General features: G+C 65.0%; 17 protein-coding genes and 1 tRNA gene. 8 read left to right on the top strand and 10 right to left on the bottom strand.

All coding sequences use genetic code 11. From position 1 onward, the window contains the following. Nucleotides 1-99: 99 nt before the first annotated feature. The 6 genes from VK533_RS04330 to clpP form a co-directional block, all read right to left on the bottom strand. On the bottom strand, nucleotides 100-1,689 hold the full coding sequence (locus VK533_RS04330; protein ID WP_324375353.1) for an MFS transporter: 1,590 nt from the start codon (nucleotides 1,687-1,689) through the stop codon (nucleotides 100-102). A 58-nt stretch (nucleotides 1,690-1,747) separates the two neighbouring features. Continuing rightward, nucleotides 1,748-2,110 (bottom strand): GFA family protein, encoded by a 363-nt coding sequence (locus tag VK533_RS04325; RefSeq protein ID WP_324375351.1) that lies wholly within the window; start codon nucleotides 2,108-2,110, stop codon nucleotides 1,748-1,750. Continuing rightward, nucleotides 2,107-3,291 carry an acetyl-CoA C-acyltransferase gene (locus tag VK533_RS04320; RefSeq protein WP_324375349.1) on the bottom strand — a complete coding sequence of 395 codons (1,185 nt, stop codon included), beginning with the start codon at nucleotides 3,289-3,291 and terminating at the stop codon, nucleotides 2,107-2,109. The genes VK533_RS04325 and VK533_RS04320 overlap by 4 nt, the downstream gene beginning before the upstream one ends. Before the next feature lie 44 nt (nucleotides 3,292-3,335). Continuing rightward, entirely contained in the window at nucleotides 3,336-4,607 is a 1,272-nt protein-coding gene (clpX, locus tag VK533_RS04315; protein ID WP_324375347.1) for an ATP-dependent Clp protease ATP-binding subunit ClpX, read from the bottom strand. A gap of 165 nt (nucleotides 4,608-4,772) precedes the next feature. Further along, complete coding sequence (locus VK533_RS04310; RefSeq protein ID WP_324375345.1) at nucleotides 4,773-5,840, bottom strand: acyltransferase; 1,068 nt, start codon at nucleotides 5,838-5,840, stop codon at nucleotides 4,773-4,775. 70 nt (nucleotides 5,841-5,910) lie between these two features. Then, entirely contained in the window at nucleotides 5,911-6,546 is a 636-nt protein-coding gene (clpP, locus tag VK533_RS04305; RefSeq protein ID WP_324375343.1) for an ATP-dependent Clp endopeptidase proteolytic subunit ClpP, read from the bottom strand. Between the two features lie 184 nt (nucleotides 6,547-6,730). On the opposite strand from clpP, the gene VK533_RS04300 reads away from it, so the two are divergent. After that, nucleotides 6,731-8,080 (top strand): hypothetical protein, encoded by a 1,350-nt coding sequence (locus tag VK533_RS04300; protein ID WP_324375341.1) that lies wholly within the window; start codon nucleotides 6,731-6,733, stop codon nucleotides 8,078-8,080. A gap of 48 nt (nucleotides 8,081-8,128) precedes the next feature. Here the strand turns inward: VK533_RS04300 and VK533_RS04295 are convergent, their stop codons facing one another. From VK533_RS04295 to VK533_RS04280, 4 genes are all read right to left on the bottom strand, one after another. Then, the gene (locus tag VK533_RS04295; RefSeq protein ID WP_324375339.1) at nucleotides 8,129-9,244 is read right to left on the bottom strand and encodes a glycosyltransferase family 2 protein; all 1,116 of its coding nucleotides are present in this window, start codon (nucleotides 9,242-9,244) and stop codon (nucleotides 8,129-8,131) included. A 72-nt stretch (nucleotides 9,245-9,316) separates the two neighbouring features. After that, nucleotides 9,317-10,234, bottom strand: a complete 918-nt coding sequence (locus VK533_RS04290; RefSeq protein ID WP_324375337.1) for a glycosyltransferase family 2 protein — start codon at nucleotides 10,232-10,234, stop codon at nucleotides 9,317-9,319. A 94-nt stretch (nucleotides 10,235-10,328) separates the two neighbouring features. Further along, nucleotides 10,329-11,921, bottom strand: a complete 1,593-nt coding sequence (tig, locus tag VK533_RS04285; protein ID WP_324375335.1) for a trigger factor — start codon at nucleotides 11,919-11,921, stop codon at nucleotides 10,329-10,331. A 51-nt stretch (nucleotides 11,922-11,972) separates the two neighbouring features. After that, nucleotides 11,973-12,057: transfer RNA gene (locus VK533_RS04280), tRNA-Leu, on the bottom strand. A gap of 110 nt (nucleotides 12,058-12,167) precedes the next feature. Here VK533_RS04280 and VK533_RS04275 point away from each other — a divergent pair. From VK533_RS04275 to VK533_RS04245, 7 genes are all read left to right on the top strand, one after another. Next, nucleotides 12,168-12,350, top strand: coding sequence for a hypothetical protein (locus VK533_RS04275; protein ID WP_324375333.1), 183 nt, complete (start codon nucleotides 12,168-12,170; stop codon nucleotides 12,348-12,350). A 99-nt stretch (nucleotides 12,351-12,449) separates the two neighbouring features. Further along, entirely contained in the window at nucleotides 12,450-13,310 is an 861-nt protein-coding gene (locus tag VK533_RS04270) for a class I SAM-dependent methyltransferase (RefSeq protein WP_324375331.1), read from the top strand. 143 nt (nucleotides 13,311-13,453) lie between these two features. Then, entirely contained in the window at nucleotides 13,454-14,200 is a 747-nt protein-coding gene (locus VK533_RS04265) for a DoxX family membrane protein (RefSeq protein WP_324375329.1), read from the top strand. Nucleotides 14,201-14,392: 192 nt separating this feature from the next. Beyond that, complete coding sequence (locus tag VK533_RS04260; protein ID WP_324375327.1) at nucleotides 14,393-16,348, top strand: acyltransferase family protein; 1,956 nt, start codon at nucleotides 14,393-14,395, stop codon at nucleotides 16,346-16,348. A 180-nt stretch (nucleotides 16,349-16,528) separates the two neighbouring features. Further along, complete coding sequence (locus VK533_RS04255; RefSeq protein ID WP_324375325.1) at nucleotides 16,529-18,031, top strand: hypothetical protein; 1,503 nt, start codon at nucleotides 16,529-16,531, stop codon at nucleotides 18,029-18,031. Nucleotides 18,032-18,128: 97 nt separating this feature from the next. Continuing rightward, nucleotides 18,129-19,703, top strand: coding sequence for an O-antigen ligase family protein (locus VK533_RS04250; RefSeq protein ID WP_324375323.1), 1,575 nt, complete (start codon nucleotides 18,129-18,131; stop codon nucleotides 19,701-19,703). A 128-nt stretch (nucleotides 19,704-19,831) separates the two neighbouring features. Continuing rightward, nucleotides 19,832-21,010, top strand: a 1,179-nt coding sequence (locus VK533_RS04245) for a class I adenylate-forming enzyme family protein (RefSeq protein WP_324375321.1), incomplete at its 3' end; no start/stop codon positions are given.

Raw genomic sequence — 21,010 nt, 5'->3', positions numbered from 1 at the left:
GTCGGTCACGATGAATCTCCATCGCTCCCTCCTTGCTCCTACCTGTGCGAAAAAATGCGCTCCGTCCCGGGCGCTGCCGGTCATGAGTTCGTGCCCTAGTCATTCCAGCTCTTTGCCGGATGTCTCGGGCACCGCCAAGGATACGATCAACAGCGCCATCGCGGTCACGCCGATCGTATACCAGAGGCCGGCGAGCGGATCGCCGGTCTTGGCGACGATGTACTGATTGATGAAGGGCAGGAAGCCACCGAAATAGCCCGACCCGATATGATAGGGGATCGACAGCGAGGTGTAGCGCACCCGCGCCGGGAACATCTCGACCAGCAGCGCCGCGACTGGGCCGTAGGTCATGCCCGATATGAACGCGACCGCGATGATCGCGAACGCCACCTTCAAAGCGCTGTGCAGCGGCGGCGTGACCTTGCCGGTCGGATAGCCCGCGTCGGCGAGCGCCTTCTCGATCGCGGCATCGTCGGTTGTGGCGAGCACATTGCTGCCGATCGTGACCATCGGCGCGCCCGCGGCGATCTGGACCTTCTTGTAGGTGATGCCGCGCTTGGACAGGCTGTCGAGTACGCGCCCGCATGGCGTGGTCTGGCCGTGCGCCGCGAGCGGATTGAAGGTGCAGTCGCTGCCGCGCACCACCACCGGCGCGCGCGCCATCGCGGCGACCAGATCGGGATTGCCGTTCGCCTGCATCATCCTGAACAAGGGGAAGGCGAGCAGCAGCATCAGCACATAGCCGGTGATGATCGGCGGCCGCCGCCCGATCTTGTCCGACAGCCAGCCGAAGAAGATGTACCAGCCGATGCTGAGCAAGGCGGAGAAGCCCACGATCAGCCGCGCGGGCGTATCGTCGATCCGCACCGCGTTCTGGATGAAATAGAGCGACTGGAAATGGGCGGTGTAGAAGATCACCGTCAGGCCGGCCGTTACGCCGAACAGGACGACCAGCAGCTTGCGCCATTTGGGCCAGCTGTCGACGCTTTCCTTGAGCGGGTTCTTGGCGATCTTGCCCTCGATCTGCATCGTGCGGAACACCGGGCTCTCGTGCAGCATCAGCCGCACCCACAGCGAAATGGCGAGCAAGACCAGGCTGAACAGGAACGGGATGCGCCAGCCCCAGCGGACCCACTCCTGCGCCGTGGCGACGTGGCTTGCACCGAGCACGACGCCGATGCTGAGCAGGAAGCCGCCCGCCACGCCGGCATGGATGAAGCTGGTATAGAAACCGCGCTTCTTGCGGGGTGCATGTTCGGCGACGTAGATCGCCGCCCCGCCATATTCGCCGCCCAATGCGAGCCCCTGCGCCACGCGCAGCAGCACCAGCAGCAGAGGCGCGGCGATGCCGATCGAGGCGTAGGTTGGTAGCAGGCCGACGCCGGCGGTGGCGCCGCCCATCAGCGCGACCGTGACGAGGAACGTATATTTGCGGCCCAGCTTGTCGCCGAGCACCCCGAACAGAACCGCGCCCACCGGCCGCATGCCGAAGCCGACGCCGAAGGTCGCGAGCGTGATCAGCAGTGACACCGCGGCATTGCCGGCGGGGAAGAAGTTCTGGCCGATGACACCGGCGAGCGTGCCGTAGACGAAGAAGTCGTACCATTCGAACACGGTGCCGAGCGTCGACGCGAGGATGACGAGGCGAAGGGGGGAGCGTTCACCCACGTCGATGGCGGCTGGCTTCATTTATGTTCTCTCCTGCCGCCGGTGTACCGCTCGTTGCGGGCCGCGCCAAGCAAGGTCGTTACGCAACCGCTCCGGGATGGTTCCGTCCGTCGAACTTCGTGATCACCGGCTCCAGGTCATGGTCCTCATCCAGGCAGCGAAAATTGACGCTAACGTGGCGCGGGTGGGATCGGGGCTTGTAGAAGCTCTTGATGCCGCACTGGCTGCAGAAGATGTGCTGCGCAGCGCCGGTCCCGAAGCAGTAGGTGGTGGTTTCGCGCCGGCCCTCGGTCAGGCGGAAGCTGTCTTCGGGCACGATCAGGTGGAGATAGCCGGTCATGCTGCAGATCGAGCAATCGCAATCGTCGATCCGCACCTTGGCGTCGGGCAGCGTCACCTCGAACCGCACCAGCCCGCAATGGCAGCCACCCTCTACCTTCATTCGGCGATCTCCAGCGCGAACGCGGTCGCCTCGCCGCCGCCGATGCAGAGCGCCGCGACCCCGCGCTTGAGACCGCGCGCCTTCAGCGCCGCGATCAAAGTCGCGATGATGCGCGCGCCCGATGCGCCGATGGGATGACCGAGCGCGGTCGCGCCGCCATTCACATTGACCTTGTCGTGCGGGATGCCGAGGTCGCGCATCGCGATCATCGTCACCGACGCGAACGCTTCGTTGACCTCGAACAGGTCGACATCCGCGACGGCCCAGCCGGCCTTGTCGAGCGCCTTGCGGATCGCGTGGACCGGCGCGGTGGTGAATTTGGCGGGCTCATGCGCATGCGCCGCGGTCGCGATCACGCGCGCCTCGATCCCCAGGCCCTGCGCCCGGGCCACACTCTCGCGTGCCAGCACCAGCGCCGCGGCGCCGTCGGAGATGGAGGCGGAGCTGGCGGCGGTGATCGTGCCGTCCTTATCGAAGGCCGGCTTCAGCGAGGGAATCTTTTCCGGCTTGGCCTTGCCGGGCTGCTCGTCCTGCTCGACGACGGTCTCGCCTGCCCGGCTCTTGACCGTGACCGGCACCACCTCGCCCGCGAAGGCCCCGCTGGTGATGGCTTGATTGGCGCGGCGCAGGCTTTCGATCGCGAACGCGTCCTGCGCCTCGCGCGTGAACTGATATTCGCGCGCGGTTTCCTCGGCGAACACGCCCATCGCTTTGCCGGGCTCGTACGCATCCTCGAGCCCGTCGAGCATCATCGAATCCATGATCCGGTCATGGCCGATGCGCGCGCCGCCGCGATGCTTCTGCAGCAGATAGGGCGCGTTGGTCATGCTCTCCATGCCGCCCGCGATGACGATATCGACCGAACCCGCGCGCAAAGCCTCGTCGGCCATGATCGCGGCCTGCATGCCCGATCCGCACATCTTGTTGACCGTGGTCGCCTCGACCGAGCGCGGCAGACCCGCGCCGAGCGCGGCTTGGCGCGCGGGCGCCTGGCCGAGCCCGGCGGGCAGCACGCAGCCCATATAGATGCGGTCGATCTTGTTTGGATCGACGCCCGAACGCTCGACCGCGGCCTTGACGGCGGTGGCGCCGAGCTCGGTCGCGGAAACGCCGGAAAGCGCGCCCTGAAAGCCCCCCATCGGGGTGCGGGCGTAGCTGCAGATGACAGTGGGATCAGACATGAATCACTCCTTGGCGGCCCATATAGGGACGCCAAGGGGATTCGTCAGGCGGCGTCGCCGCCGGCCTTTTCTTTCTTCTTGGCGAAGACGCGGATCGGGTCCTTGCGGCCGTCGACTACGTCCTTGTCGATCACGATCTCGTCGACGCCGTCCATCGAAGGCAGGTCGAACATTGTGTCGAGCAGCATGCCTTCGAGGATCGAACGCAGGCCACGCGCGCCGGTCTTGCGCAGGATCGCCTTCTTGGCGACCGCCGACAAAGCCTCGTCGTTGAAGGAAAGCTTCACGCCCTCCATCTCGAACAGCTTCTGATACTGCTTCACCAGGGCATTCTTCGGCTCGGACAGGATCTTGACCAAGGCCGGCTCGTCCAGATCCTCGAGCGTCGCGATGACGGGCAGGCGGCCGACGAATTCGGGGATCAGACCGAACTTCAGCAGATCCTCGGGCTCGCACTGGCGCAGCACCTCGCCGGTGCGGCGCTCGTCTGGAGCGGCGACGAATGCGCCGAAGCCGATCGACTTGCCCTGCAGGCGGTCGCCGATGATCTTTTCGAGGCCCGAGAATGCGCCGCCGCAGATGAACAGGATGTTGGTCGTATCCACCTGCAGGAATTCCTGCTGCGGCTGCTTGCGGCCACCCTGCGGCGGAACGGAGGCGGTGGTGCCTTCCATCAGCTTGAGCAGAGCCTGCTGCACGCCCTCGCCCGACACGTCGCGCGTGATCGAGGGATTGTCGGCCTTGCGGCTGATCTTGTCGATCTCGTCGATATAGACGATCCCGCGCTGCGCCCGCTCGACGTTATAGTCGCTAGCCTGGAGCAGCTTGAGGATGATGTTCTCGACGTCCTCGCCGACATAGCCGGCTTCGGTGAGTGTCGTCGCATCGGCCATCGTGAACGGCACGTCGAACGTCTTGGCGAGCGTCTGCGCGAGCAAAGTCTTGCCGCAGCCGGTCGGCCCGACCAGCAGGATGTTCGACTTGGCGAGCTCGACGTCCGCGCCCTTGGCGCCGTGGTTGAGCCGCTTGTAATGGTTGTGGACCGCGACCGAGAGCACGCGCTTGGCCTGCTTCTGGCCAATCACATAATCGTCCAGGTGCGAATTGATGTCCTGCGGAGTCGGCACGCCGCCATCCTTGCGGTTGACGAAGGTGGCCTTCGTCTCCTCGCGGATGATGTCGTTGCACAGCTCGACGCACTCGTCGCAGATGAACACGGTCGGCCCGGCGATAAGCTTCCGCACCTCGTGCTGCGACTTGCCGCAGAACGAGCAGTAGAGTGTGCTCTTGGAATCGCCGCCGCTAAGCTTCGTCATATCGTCCTTCATTCTCGGCCGCCCGAGTCGGTAGGCATCCTACCTTGCTCCCGGCGAGCGGCAAGGCTTTCAAGTTAAACCATCAGGCCTTGCTGTCGGGTTACCGTCTGCGTGACCGATATTTGGTTGCGGTTGCGCAGTTACAAGACGCGCACCCTGCACGCCTTAATGGCTGTCCTGCCGCTTTCGTCGCAATCGCAGCCGCGCGACCAGTATGTGGCGGTGGTTCAGGGCAGGAGATTCGATCCAGGTCCAGGACGCGATCGCGAGCAAGAGCGTTAGCGGGAAGCTCGCCAGGATCAAAGGCCATGATTTCATATCGTGGAACAGCGCCATCATCGCCTGTTCGACCGGGAAGGCATAGATATACATCCCGTACGAAAAGTCCCCGAACCGGTTATAGGCCTTGATCCCGGGAATGTCGGCGAAGCCCAGCCACAGGGCCGCATAGGCCACCGCAAAGGCGTGCATCATCGGATAGAGGATGGTGCCGAACGCAAAAGCGGCCAGTCCGAACAACAGCAATACCAGCAAGCCGCTGACCGGCACCCAGCGGCGATAGACATAGACCGCGGCGCCGATCGCGAAGGGCAGCGACAGCGTGGCCGCCGAACGCAGCAGACTCCCCGCCTCGGCCTGGGGAACCAGGAAAGTCGCCCCGATCGCGACCGCCAGGATCAGCGGCATGAAGGCGGGGCGGCTAAGGCCGATCAGGCCCGCCACGACCACCAGCCCATAGCAGCACACCTCCCAGTAGAGCGTCCACAGCGACCCGTTGATGGCATGACCATAGGGATTGCCGGCGAATACGCCCGGCAGGCCCCACATCATCTTCTTGAGCGTGAGGTTGACGGGCACATAGGCCCAGGTGTGGATGTCGCTGAAATAGACGCCGAGCGGCAGCGTGGTGAAGATCGGGCCGAGCACCAGCATCGTCAGCAGCAGCACGGCGATCAGGCCCGGATAGATGCGCGCGACGCGGGCCAGCACGAAATCGCCGATCGACGCGCGGTTGGCGAAGCTCTTGGTGATGAAGAAGCCCGAAATCGCGAAAAAGACCGATACGGCGGTCGTGCCGAGCTTGTAGCCGGTAAGAGTGTAGAGCGGTTCGATCGCGTGCATGCCCATGGTCAACGGCCAGGCATGCGAGACAAGCACGACCGTCGCGGCGATCATGCGCAGCAAATTGAAATTATTGTCGCGCCCGATCGCCCGCTGTTCGACGGTAATCATGTCCGGCGCGTCCCCTATCACGCGGATCCGAACGGCCGGCGCGCCGTCACGACGCGCCGGCCGCTAGAGTTCACGCCGCCTGGGCTTCCTCGGACGGGGCGGGGCGCTTGTCGAATACCTCGTCGATAATGCCGAAGGTCTTGGCCTCTTCCGCCTCGAGGAACTTGTCGCGGTCCATCGCGTGCTCGATCTGTTCGATCGTCTGGCCGGTATATTTGGCATAGAGCGTGTTCAGCGCATGCCGCATGCGCAGAATCTCGCGCGCCTGGATCTCGATATCCGCCGCCATGCCCTGCGCGCCGCCCGAGGGCTGGTGCACCATGATGCGGCTGTTGGTGAGCGCGACGCGCATGCCCTTCTCGCCGGCGGCGAGCAGGAAGCTGCCCATCGACGCCGCCTGACCGATGCAGACCGTGCCGACGCGCGGACGGATATATTGCATCGTGTCGTGGATCGCGAGGCCGGCCGTCACCACGCCGCCCGGCGAGTTGATGTACATGAAGACGTCCTTCTTCGGGTTCTCGGACTCGAGGAAGAGCAACTGGGCGGTGATGAGCGAGGCCATATGGTCTTCGACCTGGCCGGTCACGAACACGATCCGCTCGCGCAGCAGGCGGGAATAGATGTCGAAGCTGCGCTCACCGCGGTTCGACTGCTCGATAACGATCGGCACGAGCCCTGCGATGATGTCGGCGTGGTCAGTCATGGAAAAGCAGATCCTCTGGCTTGGTCCGGGCCAACATCGGCCTTCCCGCCACTTGGTTCAAGGGGGGAGGTTGCAGTGCGGGCCGGGCGGCGCGGCGCGAGGCCGGCCTGTCCGGAAAGCGCTTGTGTCGCACGGCAAAAGTTAAGATGGCCTGCTATCGGCCTGACGGTCCTTGGGAGCCTCTATGACGGGTGACGAAGCGCGCAACCGCGATCCGGAGCGGCCGATCGACCTGGCCGCCAGTTTCGACGCGAGGCTGCCCGCCTGGATCACCCCGCGCAACCTGTTCCTCGGGCTCCTGCTGGTCAGCCTGGTCGTCGATCTGGTGTTCGGCTTCGTCTATAAATTCCGCGCCGCGCCCGCGCAGCTCGAAGCCGACGAGCTCGAATATTACAATATGGCGAGCGGGCTGCTTGCGGGCACGCTCGAGCTTACCGCGCGTCGTACGCTCGCCTTCCCCCTGCTGATCGCGGGCGTCCGCTCGTTCAGCACCAATTTCGTGCTGCTCCAGGTGGCGGTGGCGGCTTTCTACGCCTTCTCTGCGCCCTTGCTGTCGATGGTCGTGCGCCGGGTGACGGGTTCGATCGCGGCGGGTGGGCTGGCGGGTCTGGTGCTCGCGATCTGGCCGCCCGCGGTTTATTACGGCGTGTCGCTCTACAGCGAGACGATGGCCTTGCCGGTCTTCCTGCTGGCCATGTGGGCGCTGCCCCCAGGCGCGCGAACCGGGCGGCCGCGCGGTGCGCACGACTGGTTGTGGGCGCTCGCGTCGGGGCTGCTGCTCGCGGCCGCGACCCAGGTGCGGCCGATGTACCTGATCATGACACCCTTCCTGGCGCTGATCGTGCTGATCGAGGAAGGCGCGTTCAAACGCGCGGTGCAGCGCGTGGCGCTGGTGGCCCTGGCCTTTTCGGCGGCGACCCTGCCCTGGGCGGCGCACATGACGATGCGCTTCCACCACCCGATCCTGATCACGTCGAACGGCGGGGAAACGCTGGCGGGGGGGCTCAGCCCCAAGTTGCTCGAACCCTGGTCGCAGCGCCGCCTGCTCACCGGCGGCCGCAACGTCTGGATCGGACCTGGGAAATGGCTCACGCTCCAGACCAACGGCTATCTCACGCCGGCCGAACTCAAGCTGCCTTATGATCAGCAAGACAAATTGCTGAAGACGCGGGCCATCGCCTGGATCAAGGCAAACCCCGGTGCCGCCGCCCATCTGGAGGCGTGCAAGCTGCTTTACATGTGGGGCTTCTACCCCCTGACGCGGAACGGTTGGGCGCAATTGCTGCTGGGCAGCGTGCCGACCATCATTCTGCTCGTCTTCGCCGGCTTCTGCCTGGCGACGATGCGCACCGCGCGCACCACGCTCGCGCGCTTCTGGGTCCTGCCTTTGTTCGTGAGCGCGGTCGCGGCGATCAGCTGGGGCAGCTGGCGCTTCCGCCAGCCCGGCGATGTCGGGCTGATCGCCTTCTGCGTCGTCTGCCTGCTGCTCCGTCAGGCCGCGCGCCGCGCGCCCGACGATCCGATCGCTTCCTAGCTCTGTTTTCCGCTCGCCGCATCTGTTTCAGTGAAACTGAAACAGAACCTAGCTGCGCCGCCGCCAGGTGAAGAGCGAGGACATCGCGTAGTTCCATACAACGCTGACGAGCACGCCGGCGATCGCGGACAGGACCCAATAGGTGTTGCGGCCGAACAGCCAGTCGGCGACGCCGATATTGGCCGCGGCGCCGGTCGCGCAGACCAGGTTGAACGTGACCCAGCCGAAGAACAGCGCGCGGCCCTTGAGCCGCTGGTCGCGATAGGTCAGCGCGTTGTTGAGGAAGAAGTTGTTCGAGATGGCGACGATGCTCGCCGCCGCCTGCGATACTTCGAACGTCGCGCCGACGCCCATGAACATGATCGTCAGGATCGTGAAGTGGACGAACACGCCGAAGCTGCCGACCATCGCGAAGCTCATGAAGCGGGCCGGAATGTAGCGGCCGAACGCCTTGTCGAGGATGAGCTGGAGATATTCCCACAGCACCAGGCTATCGAGCTTGCTCTCGCCATGCTGGCGCGTGCGGAACGTGTAGGGCACCTCGGCGACGCGGAGCGGCTGCGGCGCACTCGCGGCGATATCGAGCAGGATCTTGAAGCCGATCGAGGACAGATTGGGCAGCGAGCGCAGGAACGCGTCGCGCCGGACCATGAAGAAGCCGCTCATCGGATCGCTGATCGGCGTCCGCGTCAGCCGCGTCGCCATGCGCGTCGCGACCTTGCTCACCATCACGCGCTTGCTGTCCCAGTCGCCGACGCCGCCGCCTTCGACATAGCGGCTGCCCACCACCAGATCGACATTGTCCTGCCGGATCCGCTCAAGCATCGCGCCAAGGATCTTCTCGTCATGCTGCAGATCGGCGTCGATCACCGCGGCATAGGGCGCGGCGCTGGACAGGATGCCCTCGATGCACGCGGTGGCGAGCCCGCGCCGATTGTGGCGATGGATCACGCGGATCCGCGGATCGACCAGCGCCATCTGGCGCACCGTTTCCGATGTGCCGTCGGGCGAATTGTCGTCGACGTAGATCATTTCCCACCGCACGCCGGGCAGGGCCTTGGCGACCGCCTCCGCGAGCAGCGGCACGTTCTGCGACTCATTGAAAGTCGGCACGATGATCGAAAGCTCGGCGGGCAGGAAATTGATCTGGCTAGCGTCGGCCATCGAAACCCTCGGTTCAGTCGGTGCCCAGTCTCAAGCGTCGGTTTTTGCTGCAATGCAACAGGAATTCGGTGATCAAATGGCCGGCAGCGCCAGATAGGCCAGCCTGCGCATTTCCCGCCGGCCCCGCACCACCGTGTCGAGGATCAGGCCCGCGAAAAAGCACAGGCAGGCGACGATGGCGAGTCCCGTCACCAGGATCGCAGTCGGAAAGCGCGGCACGAGGCCGGTCTGGGCATAGGTCACGATCAGCGGCGCGGCGAGGGCCAGCGCCAGCAGCGCGAGCAGGAAGCCGAGCGAGCCGAAATAAAGCACCGGCCGTTCGATCCGGAACAGGGTCAGGATCGTGCGCAAGATGCGCCAGCCGTCGCGATAGGTCGACAATTTGGAGGCCGAGCCTTCGGGCCGCGCGCCATATTGGGTCACCATTTCGGCGACCGGCATCCGCAGTTCGAGCGCGTGGACACTGATCTCGGTCTCGATCTCGAAGCCCGCCGACAGGATCGGGAAGCTCTTCACGAAACGGCGCGAGAAGACGCGATAGCCGGACAATATGTCGCTGAACGTGCGCCCAAACAGACGGGCGAGGATGCCGTTCAGCATCCGATTGCCGAGCCGGTGGCCCCGCCGATAGGCTTCTTCGATCTCGCTCGCGCGGGCGCCGACCACCATGTCGAGATGTTCGTCCTTCAGGCGGCGAATCATCTCCGGCGCGGCAACCGGATCATAGGTCGCGTCGCCATCGGCCATCACATAGATGTCGGCCTCGATGTCGGCGAACATGCGGCGCACGACATGGCCCTTGCCCTGCATCGGCTCGCGCCGGACGATCGCGCCGGCCTGCGCCGCGACCTCGACGGTGCGGTCGCTGCTATTGTTGTCGAAGACGTAGATGTCGGCGTCGGGCAGCGCCGCGCGGAAACCGGCGACGGTCAGGCCGATCGCCGCTTCCTCGTTATAGCAGGGGAGGATGACGGCGACGCGCGGGTTCATGCGCGTGTCTTATGGCGCCGCGCCGAAATAGAAAAGGGCACGGGCCTGGCGCCCATGCCCTTCTCTGAATCGTCACCGCGAAGGGTGATGATAATTACTTCGCCTTCTTGGGCGCAGCCTTCTTGGCTGGAGCCTTGTCGGCCTTGTCGGCAGCAGGAGCAGCCTTGGCCTTGGCGGCGGGTTTCTCGGCCGTCTCCGCGGGCGCAGCCTTCTTCGCAGCCGGCTTCTTGGCAGGCGCGGCGTCCTCGGCAGGCGCAGCCTTCTTGGCGGCGGCCTTCTTCGGCTTGTGGTCATGGTCGTGATCGTGGTGATCATGGCCGCAGTCCGGGCCGTGGACGTGGCCGCCGATGCTGTCATCCTCGGATTCGATCGCCGCCTCGAGCTCGTCGCGGGTCGTGGCGCGGTCGGTCACTTCGGCCTTGTCGAACAGGAAGTCGACGACCTTGTCCTCGTATAGCGGCGCGCGGATCTGTGCGGCGGCGACGGGGTCGGACTGGACATATTCCATGAACCGCTCGCGGTCCTTGGGGGCATATTGCTGCGCGGCCTGCATCGCGAGCATGCGCATTTCCTGCTGCGTCACCTCGACATTGTGCTGGCGGCCGATCTCCGACAGGAGCAGGCCCAGGCGGACGCGGCGCTCGGCGATCGCGTGATAATCGTCCTTGTCCTTCTCCATCTCGGCGAGCGCGGCGGCGGGATCTTCCTCATGGCTCGCTTCGTGCTCGAGCTGGCTCCAGATCTGCGCGAATTCGGCTTCGACCATCGACGGCGGAACCGGGAAGTCGTGGCCATGCGCGAGCTGATCGAGCAGCTTGCGCTTCATGTAGGTGCGGGTGAGGCCGTTCAGCTCCTGCTCGACCTGGCCCTTGAACAGCTCCTTGAGCTTGTCGAGGCTTTCGAGGCCGAGGCCCTTGGCGAATTCGTCGTCGATCTTCGCGTCGCCCGGAACCTTGATCTCCTTGACGGTGATGTCGAAGGTCGCGGGCTTGCCGGCCAGGCTCTTCTCGCCATAATCGGCGGGGAAGGTGACGTTCAGCGTCCTGCTCTCGCCGATCTTAACGCCCTCCAGCTGTGCTTCGAAGCCGGGGATCAGGCGGCCCGAGCCGAGCTCGACCGCCATGTCCTCGCCGGTGCCGCCCGGGAAAGCGACGCCGTCGGCGGTCTTGCCGGCGAAATCGACGATCACCTGGTCGCCTTCGACCGCGGGATGGCCCTTCTTGGCGGGCGTGAAGCTCTTCTGCTGGGCGGCGAAGCGGTTGATCTGCTCGTCGACTTCGGCCGCGCTCGGTTCGACCGTCAGGCGCTCAAGCTTGATCCCGTCGATCGACGGGGTCGGCACGTTCGGCAGCACTTCCAGGTCGACCTTGACCTCGACGTCCTTGCCGGTGGCATAATCGTCATCCAGCGCGACCTGCGGCTGCATCGCCGGGCGCAGGCCCTGCTCGCTGATCAGCGACTGCACGCCTTCCTGGACGGCGGTGTTGAGCGCTTCCTGCTCGAGCGCCGGACCATGCATCTTCTTGATCAGGTTCGGCGGAACCTTGCCGGGGCGAAAGCCGGGCATCTTGATGGTCGGCGCGGCGCGCTTCACTTCGGCGTCGACCTTCGCCGCGATATCCTTCGCGGGAATGGTGAGCTTGTAGGAGCGGCGGAGGCCCTCGTTCAACGTCTCGACAGTCTGCATGGTCGCTTACTCAAAGCCTTCGAAAAATGGATGCGGTGGGCATGTTCGGGCTGGTGCGGGCGAAGGGACTCGAACCCCCACATCTTGCGATACTGGAACCTAAATCCAGCGCGTCTACCAGTTCCGCCACGCCCGCGGCACGCTTGTCGGAAAGCGGGGCGCTTATAGCAGCAGGCGCGGGAGGGCAAGGACAAGAGGGAGCCGGTCGGACGGCGGTTCGTTGATGTGGCAACAAGGAGAGAGACCATGGCCAGCCAACCCGACGCACACCCCGATTCCGATCCCGACGGCCCATCCGATTCGCCCGAGCAGGTGAGCCCCCCGACCGACCCGGGCCGAGAGAATGTCGAAGACAGTCCGGGCGACTTCGCCGGCACCGCCGGGACGGGTGGCGAGAACAAGGTCCAGGACCAGGGGTTCGAACGCTGAGCCGTAAGTCCCGCCCGGGCCGGCGCTTTTCCTGCCCGCGTCCTTGACCCCCCTTCGGCTGCCGATACATTGGTCCTTTCCGGCAATGGGGAGCGGGTAATGAGCGAAGCGCGCGCGGCTGCGGCCGTGGACAAGGCCATCGCGGAATTGATCGGCTTCGATCTCGTGCTGGTGGAAGGCGGTGCCGCCGAGGAATCGGATTATGTGGCGCGGCATCGCCACGAATATGTCCGCACCGTTCGCGACATTCTCGACCATCGCCCGCCCGAAGGCGGCCCGGTCCGCGTGCTGGAGATCGGGGCCTTCTTCGGCGTCGTGTGCATGGCGCTGGCCGATCTCGGCTATGCGGTCACCGCCGCCGACATTCCCGAATATATCGAATTGCCCGCGCAGGTCGAACGCTTCGGCCGGCACAAGGTCGCGACCAGGGGCGTGCGGCTGGAGGAATTCGTGCTGCCGTTCGACGACGAAAGCTTCGACGTCGTCATCATGTGCGAGGTGCTGGAACACCTCAACTTCAACCCGCTGCCCTTGCTCAAGGAAATCAACCGCGTCGGCAGCGCGAATTCGGTTTTCTATCTGTCGCTGCCCAACATGGCGAGCATCTACAACCGCAAGGCGCTGGCGATCGGGCATTCGATCGGGGTTTCGGTCGACAGCTTCTTTTCGCAACTCGACCCGAAAAGCTCCGAAATCGCGAACGGGCACTGGCGGGAATATACCGCGCCCGAGGTGCGGCGGATGCTCGAGCGGCTCGGCTATCGGATCGCACGCCAATATTATTTCAGCCTGGGCGAAACCTTGCCGATCCGCTCGCTCAAGAGCCGGGTCGCGCAATTCGTCTATGCCCGCTTCCCGGCGTTCAAGGAAAACCAGACGACCATCGCGATCCGGGACGCGCGCACGCCGATGAAATTCCGCATCCCCGCGACGGTGCACCGGACGCTGCGCGAACTGTAACGCCGCGGCCTGGCGTCCGGATGGCTGGTCCATATCGCCTGGATGCGACTGGTCCATAGCTTGCCGATTCAAACGGACGCTGGATTGCGCTAGGATATCGCGGGCCCTGCGGGACAAAGGGCCGGATCGATAAGGGGAGCGATATGGACAAAGTGAGGCAGGCCGCGACGATCGTCGCCGGCATCGTGCTGGTCTTTCTGGGCATCCTCAACCTCGTCTATCGCGACAGCCTGATGACCTGGCAGCCGACCCCCGCGGGCGCGTCGTGGACCGTCCCGTTCGCATTTCTCTCCGGCATCATCCTGATCCTCGGCGGGCTCGGCCTGTTCCTGCCGCAATGGCGCACGAAGGCCGCGATGCTGGCCTCGGGATGGATCGGTCTGTGGGCGCTGCTGCTCCACCTGCCGCATGTGGTGATCGCGCATGACACGGGGGCCCTGCTCGGCCTGGGCGAGGCGTCGGCCAACGCGCTTGGCCTCGCGACGCTGACCGGCTGTTTCGACAGCGACCGCCGCGCGCTCGCGCTTCGCCTCGGCTTCGGCCTGTGCCTCGTCATCTTCGGCGTGTCGCACTTCGTCTATGCCGATTTCACCGCGCAGATGGTGCCCGCCTGGCTGCCGCAGCGCCTGGGGATCGCCTACCTGACCGGTACGATCCATGCGCTGACCGGCCTCTGTCTGCTGGCGGGGTTGCGCGTGCGGATCGCGGCGACGATCGAGGCGCTGATGATGTCGTCCTTCGTGCTGCTGCTCCATATTCCGGGCGTGGCGGCCGCGCCGCAGGACCGGCTGCAGCTCACCATGCTCGGCATGGCGAGTCTTCTGACCTGTGGTGCCTGGCTGGTCGCGAGCTGGCCCCGGCTCGAACGGAGCACGACCGCTAGAGCCTGATCGTCGTTGGTGGAAGCGCTATGCGCTTCCGCTGATGACGTGAATCAGGCTCTATTCATTGGTTGATACCTTGATTCACGATCCAGGCTGAATCAGCCTGGATCGACCAAGGCATGATCGTTGCTATCGCGCCGCTTGTTTCGGCAGAGGGGGGCGGTTAAGCCCACCGCGTATCCGAGCTTGGGGCAGTGCGTGAGCGGCGAACCACATCCTATCCGCTACCGCCCGGACATTGACGGGCTCCGCGCCATTGCCGTCGTTGCCGTCGTCCTGTTCCACGCGGAGCTGGTCTCGTTTCCGGCCGGCTTCATGGGCGTCGACGTCTTCTTCGTGATCTCGGGCTATCTGATCACCGGTATCCTGATGAAGGATACGTCGATCATCCGCTTCTATCAGCGCCGCGCACGCCGCATCCTGCCGGCCTTGTTCGTGATGCTGGCGGCGGTGCTGGCGGCGGGCGTCTTTATGCTGTTGCCGCACGATCTTTCGCGGACCGCGTGGACGACCGACGCCACCCTGCTGTTCGCGTCGAACATCGCCTTCTGGCGCATGTCCAACTACTTCGCGCACGGCACGCAAACCTGGCCTCTGCTCCACACCTGGTCGCTTGGTGTCGAGGAGCAATTCTACATCTTCTTCCCGCTGCTGGTGCGCATCGTCCGCGTGCGGGGGCGAATCTTCGCGCTGCTGCTGACTTTGCTCGCGCTCGCGTCGTTCGTGGCGGCTTATTATGCGGTGGCGCATCGTAACGGCACGATCGCCTTCTACCTCGTGCCGTTCCGCGCCTGGGAATTGCTGGCGGGCTCGATCCTCGCAACCGGCGTGATTCCGCCGCTTTCGCGCTGGTGGGCGCGGTCGATCGTCGGGCTGGCGGGTCTCGCCGGCATCCTGCTGCCGATGGCGACGACCCTGCTGCCGCTGCCCTTCCCGGGTCTGGGCGCAGTCGCGCCGGTCCTCGGCGCGGCGGCGGTCATCTATGCGGGGTCAGGCGGCAAGCATCTCGTCTCGCCGATCCTGTCGTGGAAGCCGATCGTCTTCGTCGGCCTGATCTCCTACTCGCTCTACCTGTGGCATTGGCCGGTGCTGGCCTTCGCTCGCTATTGGGCGATCGATGATCCGCTCACGCCCGGGCAGGCGATCGCGGCCGTGGCCGCAGCCTTCGTGTTGGCGACTTTGTCCTGGCGCTTCGTCGAACGGCCGTTCCGCCGCGCCTCGGTCTCGGATCGCACCATCTGGATCTGGTCGGCGGTGGGATCGGTTCTGTTGCTCGCCGTGGCCACGCTGATGATGAAGACGCATGGTCTGCCCGGCCGTGTTCCGGCAGCGGTGGCGCGGCTCAACGATGCGTCGGACCGGACGTGGAAATGTCCGCTGCCCAGCTTCGTCCGCTTCGGCAACGCGCTGGCCTGTCCGATCAACCTGCCTTCGAAGCGCGCCGAGGATGCGGACGTCATCCTGTGGGGCGACAGCCACGCCCAGATGTACACCCCCGCGCTACGCCAGGCGCTGGGCGACCGGACGGGGCTTTTGGTCTATTCCTATGGCTGTGCGCCCGTGCTGGGCGATGCGATGACGCCCGCCTGCGGCGAGGTCCAGCGTGCCAATTATGCGCGGATCATCGCCTCTCGCGCCAGCACCGTGATCGTGGCCGAAAGCTGGCAGGAATATCGCGACGAAGGCGCGCGCTACACGGGGCTCACGCCGCAGCCGTCCGAACGCTATCAATATGCGGTCCAGCGGCTGCGGGCGCTGGTGGCGGGGCTGCGCCAGGCGGGCAAGAAGGTGATCATCGTCAGCGCGATCCCGATTCCGGGCTACGACGTCGCCGGCGTCGGTTCGCGCGAGCTGCTTTTCTACGGCCGGGTCAAGCATCCCACCTCCGTCACGCACGAGGAATATCTGATCGAGGTGGCGAATGTCCGCGCCGCGATGACCGATCTGGCGCAGGATCCGGGCGTGACCCCGGTCTGGATCGACCGGATGATGTGCCCCAACGGGCGGTGCGATTATATCCAAGATGGCCGCTCGATCTTTGCCGACCACGATCATCTGTCGAGCGGCTATGCCGCCAGCCTGTGGCCGCTTTTCCGTCAGGCGCTCGACGACAGTGCCCGCCACGGCGGCAGCGCCGGACCGCGCGAGCAATGATCAATTCATCAGACGGCGGCTAGGACGCCCATGGCCGGCACGCGCAGGACACCGAACAGGCACCCCCAGGCCCCACCTGGCGGACCGAAGCGGAACAGGCGCGTGCTATGGCTGTTGGCTGTCGGTGTCGCCTTGGTCTGCGTGGCCCTGGTATCGGCAAGACTGTATCGGGAGCATCATATGCGCCACGGCAAATGGACTCGGGCCGCGGCCGCTGCGGGCGTGGCGGCGGCGGGCAGTGGCCTGGCTGCCGCGGCCAGCCTTCCCGTGCCGCCGACCACGATCGGCATAAATCTAAGCTCGCCCGCGCCCTATCGCGCCTCGCGCGCTTTCGCGAACCTGGTGCTGGGCAGCAACTGGCAACTGGCCGCGCCCAAGCCGCCGCCGATCACGCCCGATCAGCTCGACAAGGACGGCAACCTGTTGCGGCTTCCGAACGACATCGCCGTTTACCGCATGCTCAACCAGCCGGCCTTCGGGAGCGACGCGACGATCCGCTGCACCTTCGCGGGTCGCGGCATGATCAAGGTCGCGGGCAGCGGCGTGCGCGGCAATAATACCGGCGGCGCCAACGACGTGACCTTCCACTGGGTGAATAACGGATCCTACGGCAAGTCGCTGATCATGCTGAAGATCATCGCGCTCGACCAGACCAACCCGATCCGCGATCTGGATTGCCGCGAGGCCAATATGCCACGCAACATCCGGTTCGAGCCGCACTTCCTGGATTTCGTTCGCCAGTTCAAGGTCATCCGCTTCATGGATTGGCAGAACACCAACAACAATGCGCCGGTGACGTGGGGCACACGGCACACGCCGAGCTCGGTCGAGGTCCGCGATCAGGACGGTGTCTCGGTCGAGGACATGGTCGATCTGGCGACGCAGACGAACACCGACGCCTGGTTCAACATGCCGTGGAATGCCGACGACGATTATGTCCGCCGCTTCGCGCAATATGTGCACGATCATCTGCCACGCGACCGCCACGTCTATGTCGAGGCCGGCAACGAGGTCTGGAACGCGCAATTCCCGGCGAGCAAGCAGGCGAAGCAGGAAGGCGTGGACGAAGGCCTGTCGCCCAACCCCGAGGACGCCCGGCTGTTTCGCTATGCCGAAAAGCTGACGCAGGTGATGGATATCTGGGCCAAAGTGTTCGCCGACCGGCCGGGCCAGCTGATCCGTGTGGCCAACTGCCAGAACGGCCCCAACCGGTCCAACCAGGTGCTCGCCTACAAGGACACGGCCAAGCATATCGATGCGCTGGCGACCGCGCCCTATTTCGGCTTCGATCTGCGCATCAACCCGCCGACGAATACGGACGAGGCCTTTGCCCGCATGAACGACCTGGTCGACAAGGCGCTCGATTCCGCCGGGCACGCCAAGGCGGTCGCGTACAAATTTGGCAAACGCTATATCGCCTATGAGGCCGGGCAGCACATCATCCTGCGCAAAGACAAGGAACTCCCGCCGTTGATCCAGCGCGATCCGCGGATGTACGATGCCTATAAACGCTACCTGGATACGTGGCGGGAGAAGTTCGGCGACACGATCATGATGTTCGATTCGGTGCAGCCGATCGTCGGCACCGGATCGTGGGGCCTGCTCGAATATCTGGGCCAACCCGTGGCCGACGCGCCCAAGATGCGCGCCGTCAGCGATGCGCTGCATCAGGCGCAACGTTGAGGGTTTTGGGTGATGCGACGCGAGCGATCCGCCAGGCGCAGGGCGCTTCTGCGCCAGCGTCCGCGGGGCCGGTGAACTGATGCTTTCGCAGCTCCTCATGACGATCAAAGGCGCGGTGCTGCTGTTCTTTGCAGTCCATGCCTTTGCCTACCTGCTCAAGCGGGAGGACGCCGACTGGGTGAAAGGCGCGCCGCTCAAGATTTTCGTCGGTTTCTACTGCATCGGCATGCTCTGCCACGTCGTCTGGCTGTTCTACCTCGCGATTTTCCTGGCGATCCCGCTCTATGCGAAGAGCAGGGGAGGGGCGGCGGCTCTATACGCCATCGTCTACGTCGCGGCGCCGGTGACCTTCTACAAGATGACGCTTCACGGCTCCTATCTGATGCCGGCGAACAAATATCTCTTTGCCACGCTCGGCCTGATGGTCGCCTATCTGCGCAACCGCGATCGGGGCCCGAAACCGCGGCTGCTCGCCCATTTCGACATCTCGATGATGATTATCGTCGTGCTGGAAATCTCCCAGGCGCGCGATCCCGATCTCAACCTGATGACGCGGCAGCTGATCCCGATCCTGCTGAACATCGTGCTGCCTTATTATTTTCTCAGCCGGGCGCTCACCTCTTGGGAGGATGTGCGCAAATTCATGCTCGCGCTGGCGCTCGGCGGCTTCGTGCTGGCGGTCGTCGCGACCTGCGAAGCCCATCTCCACTGGCTGCTGTACAAGCAGCTGGAGGCCAATCTGCATGCCACCGCGCAGACCAACGCCTTCCAGCAGGTGCGTGGCGGTATGATCCGATCGCCGGTGACCTTCCCCGAATCGACCTCGCTCGGCAATTTCCTGGCGCTGGGCGGAGTGGCGATGCTGACGATGCGTTCCGCCTTCCCCACGAAGCAGAAATGGTATTTTGCCTGCGCGGTGATGATCGTCGGGCTGATCGCGCCCAATTCGCGCGGCGCCTATTTCGGCATCATCATCGGATATCTGGCGTTCGATTTCTACGTGAAGAAGTGGGGGCCTCTCTTCGTCAAGTTCGCCGTCGTGACGGCGCTCTACACCGTCGGACTCGTGGCCGCGTCCCATTCGCAGTTCGTGGCGGAAATGATGGGCAAGGGTAACGCCAGCCGCGGCTCGACCGACTATCGCGTCCGCTTGTTCGCGCGCGGCATGGAAGAGATTCACAAGCACCCGATGCTCGGCACGACCATGAAGAAGGCGCTCGATAACCTCGAAGACATGCGTCAGGGCCAACACATCATCGATCTGGTCAATGGCTATATCAGTTATGGCCTGACGCTCGGCTATATGGGCATAATCGGGCTGGCGGGCGTGTTCGTGACCATGTGCCTGGCGATGCTGGCCGCGCGCCCGCGGTTCAACACCAATCCGATCGGGCGCAACGCCGGGGCACTGGTCTTTTCGGTCGCGCTCTTCATGATTCCGGTGATCGCCTTCACCAGCTTCGGCGGGGAAACCAGCACCTATTTTTACATCATCTGCGCGCTGGGCTCGGCGGTCTGGGCGTTGCGGCGCGTGCCGGTACAGCAGGCGGGCGGCGAGATGGCGCCGGCCGTCGCCGGTCCCCCGATCCGCGCCTTGATCCTCGCGGATCGGGAGGCCGCCCGGGCGCGTCGGAATGCCGCCAATGTGCACGGGACCCTTGAGGCTGGATGAGTCGGCGCTTCACCTGAAATGCTTTCGGCAGGTCGGCGGCGTCGCCGCGCGATGGCTTTGTTTCTTCGCGCATATCTGCTTATCCCCCTAAGGCGCAGCTGCTGCCGGGCGGACTGTTGGGGAGCAATATGCCGATCTTGAGCGACACCGATTCCTTCGTCGTCGAAAAACGGAGCTCGCTCGACTTTGCACGCGCGGTCGTAAGGGCCTGGGACGCCAGGCAGGTCCTGGTCGCGGTCGATCCCGCCGCGCCGCCGCCGCTGGCGGCGTTGAAGGACGCGCCGGTCCACGCCGTCGCGCCCGGCGGCGGCTGGTTCGATGCCCGGGTCGAGCTGGACGATGATCCCGCCCCCGCGCAGGTCAGCTTCTCGTCGGGCACGACCGGCCAGCCCAAGCCGATCCTCATCAGCCGCCGCGCCATTTCCGATACCTGCCGGCGCCTGATCGATGTGATGGAGATCGATAACTCGATCCGCGAATATATCGGCGTCCCGCTCACCTATTCGTTCGGCCTCGCCCGCCTGCGTACGGTCGCGGCGGCGGGTGGCCGTTCGTTCCTTCCGGAAAATGGCTTTCGGATCGACGAACTGGTTTCGATGCTCGATCGCGGCGAAATCAACGCGCTTTCGGCGGTGCCGACCCTGCTGCGGCTGGTGCTGCAGCAACGCGCGCAAATCGCCAAGGTCGGGTCGAAGCTCAAATGGCTCGAGATCGGCAGCCAATATATGAGCGGCGAGGAGAAGGCGCAGATCGCCGTCCTCTTCCCCAACGCGCGGATCGTCCAGCATTACGGGCTGACCGAAGCCTCGCGCACCACCTTCCTGCGGGTCGACGGCGCGAGTGCGGACGCGCTCGCCAGCGTCGGTCGGCCGCAGGGCGAAGTGCGCCTGCGGATCGACGAGGACGGCCTGATCTGCATCGCCGGCCCGCACCTTGCCGATGGCGTGCTGACCGACGCCGGGCTCACGCCGACCGCCGGCGCGGACGGATGGCTGCGCACGTCCGATCTGGGCGAGATGCGCGACGGCAATCTCCACTATCTCGGGCGCGCCGACGACCTGATCAACGTCAGCGGCATCAAGGTGCCGGCCGGGTTCCTCGAAGAGAATCTGCTCAAGGCGATGGGCGACGAGACGCTGGAGCTGGCGGTGATCGGCCGTGCCGACGCGCTGCGCGGCCAATCCCTGGTCATCGCGCACGGTGCCGGGCTCGATCTCGACGCGTTGCGCGACGCCGCCGATGCCGCGGCGGAGGAATGGAATCTCGCCGCCGGCGATATCGAATTGTGGCAGGTCCACGCGTTGCCG

The organism is Sphingomonas sp. (genome assembly GCF_035317925.1).
Lineage (GTDB): Bacteria > Pseudomonadota > Alphaproteobacteria > Sphingomonadales > Sphingomonadaceae > Sphingomonas_I.
Note: the sequence above shows the minus strand (reverse complement) of the source record. Positions and strands in the feature narration are given on the sequence as shown.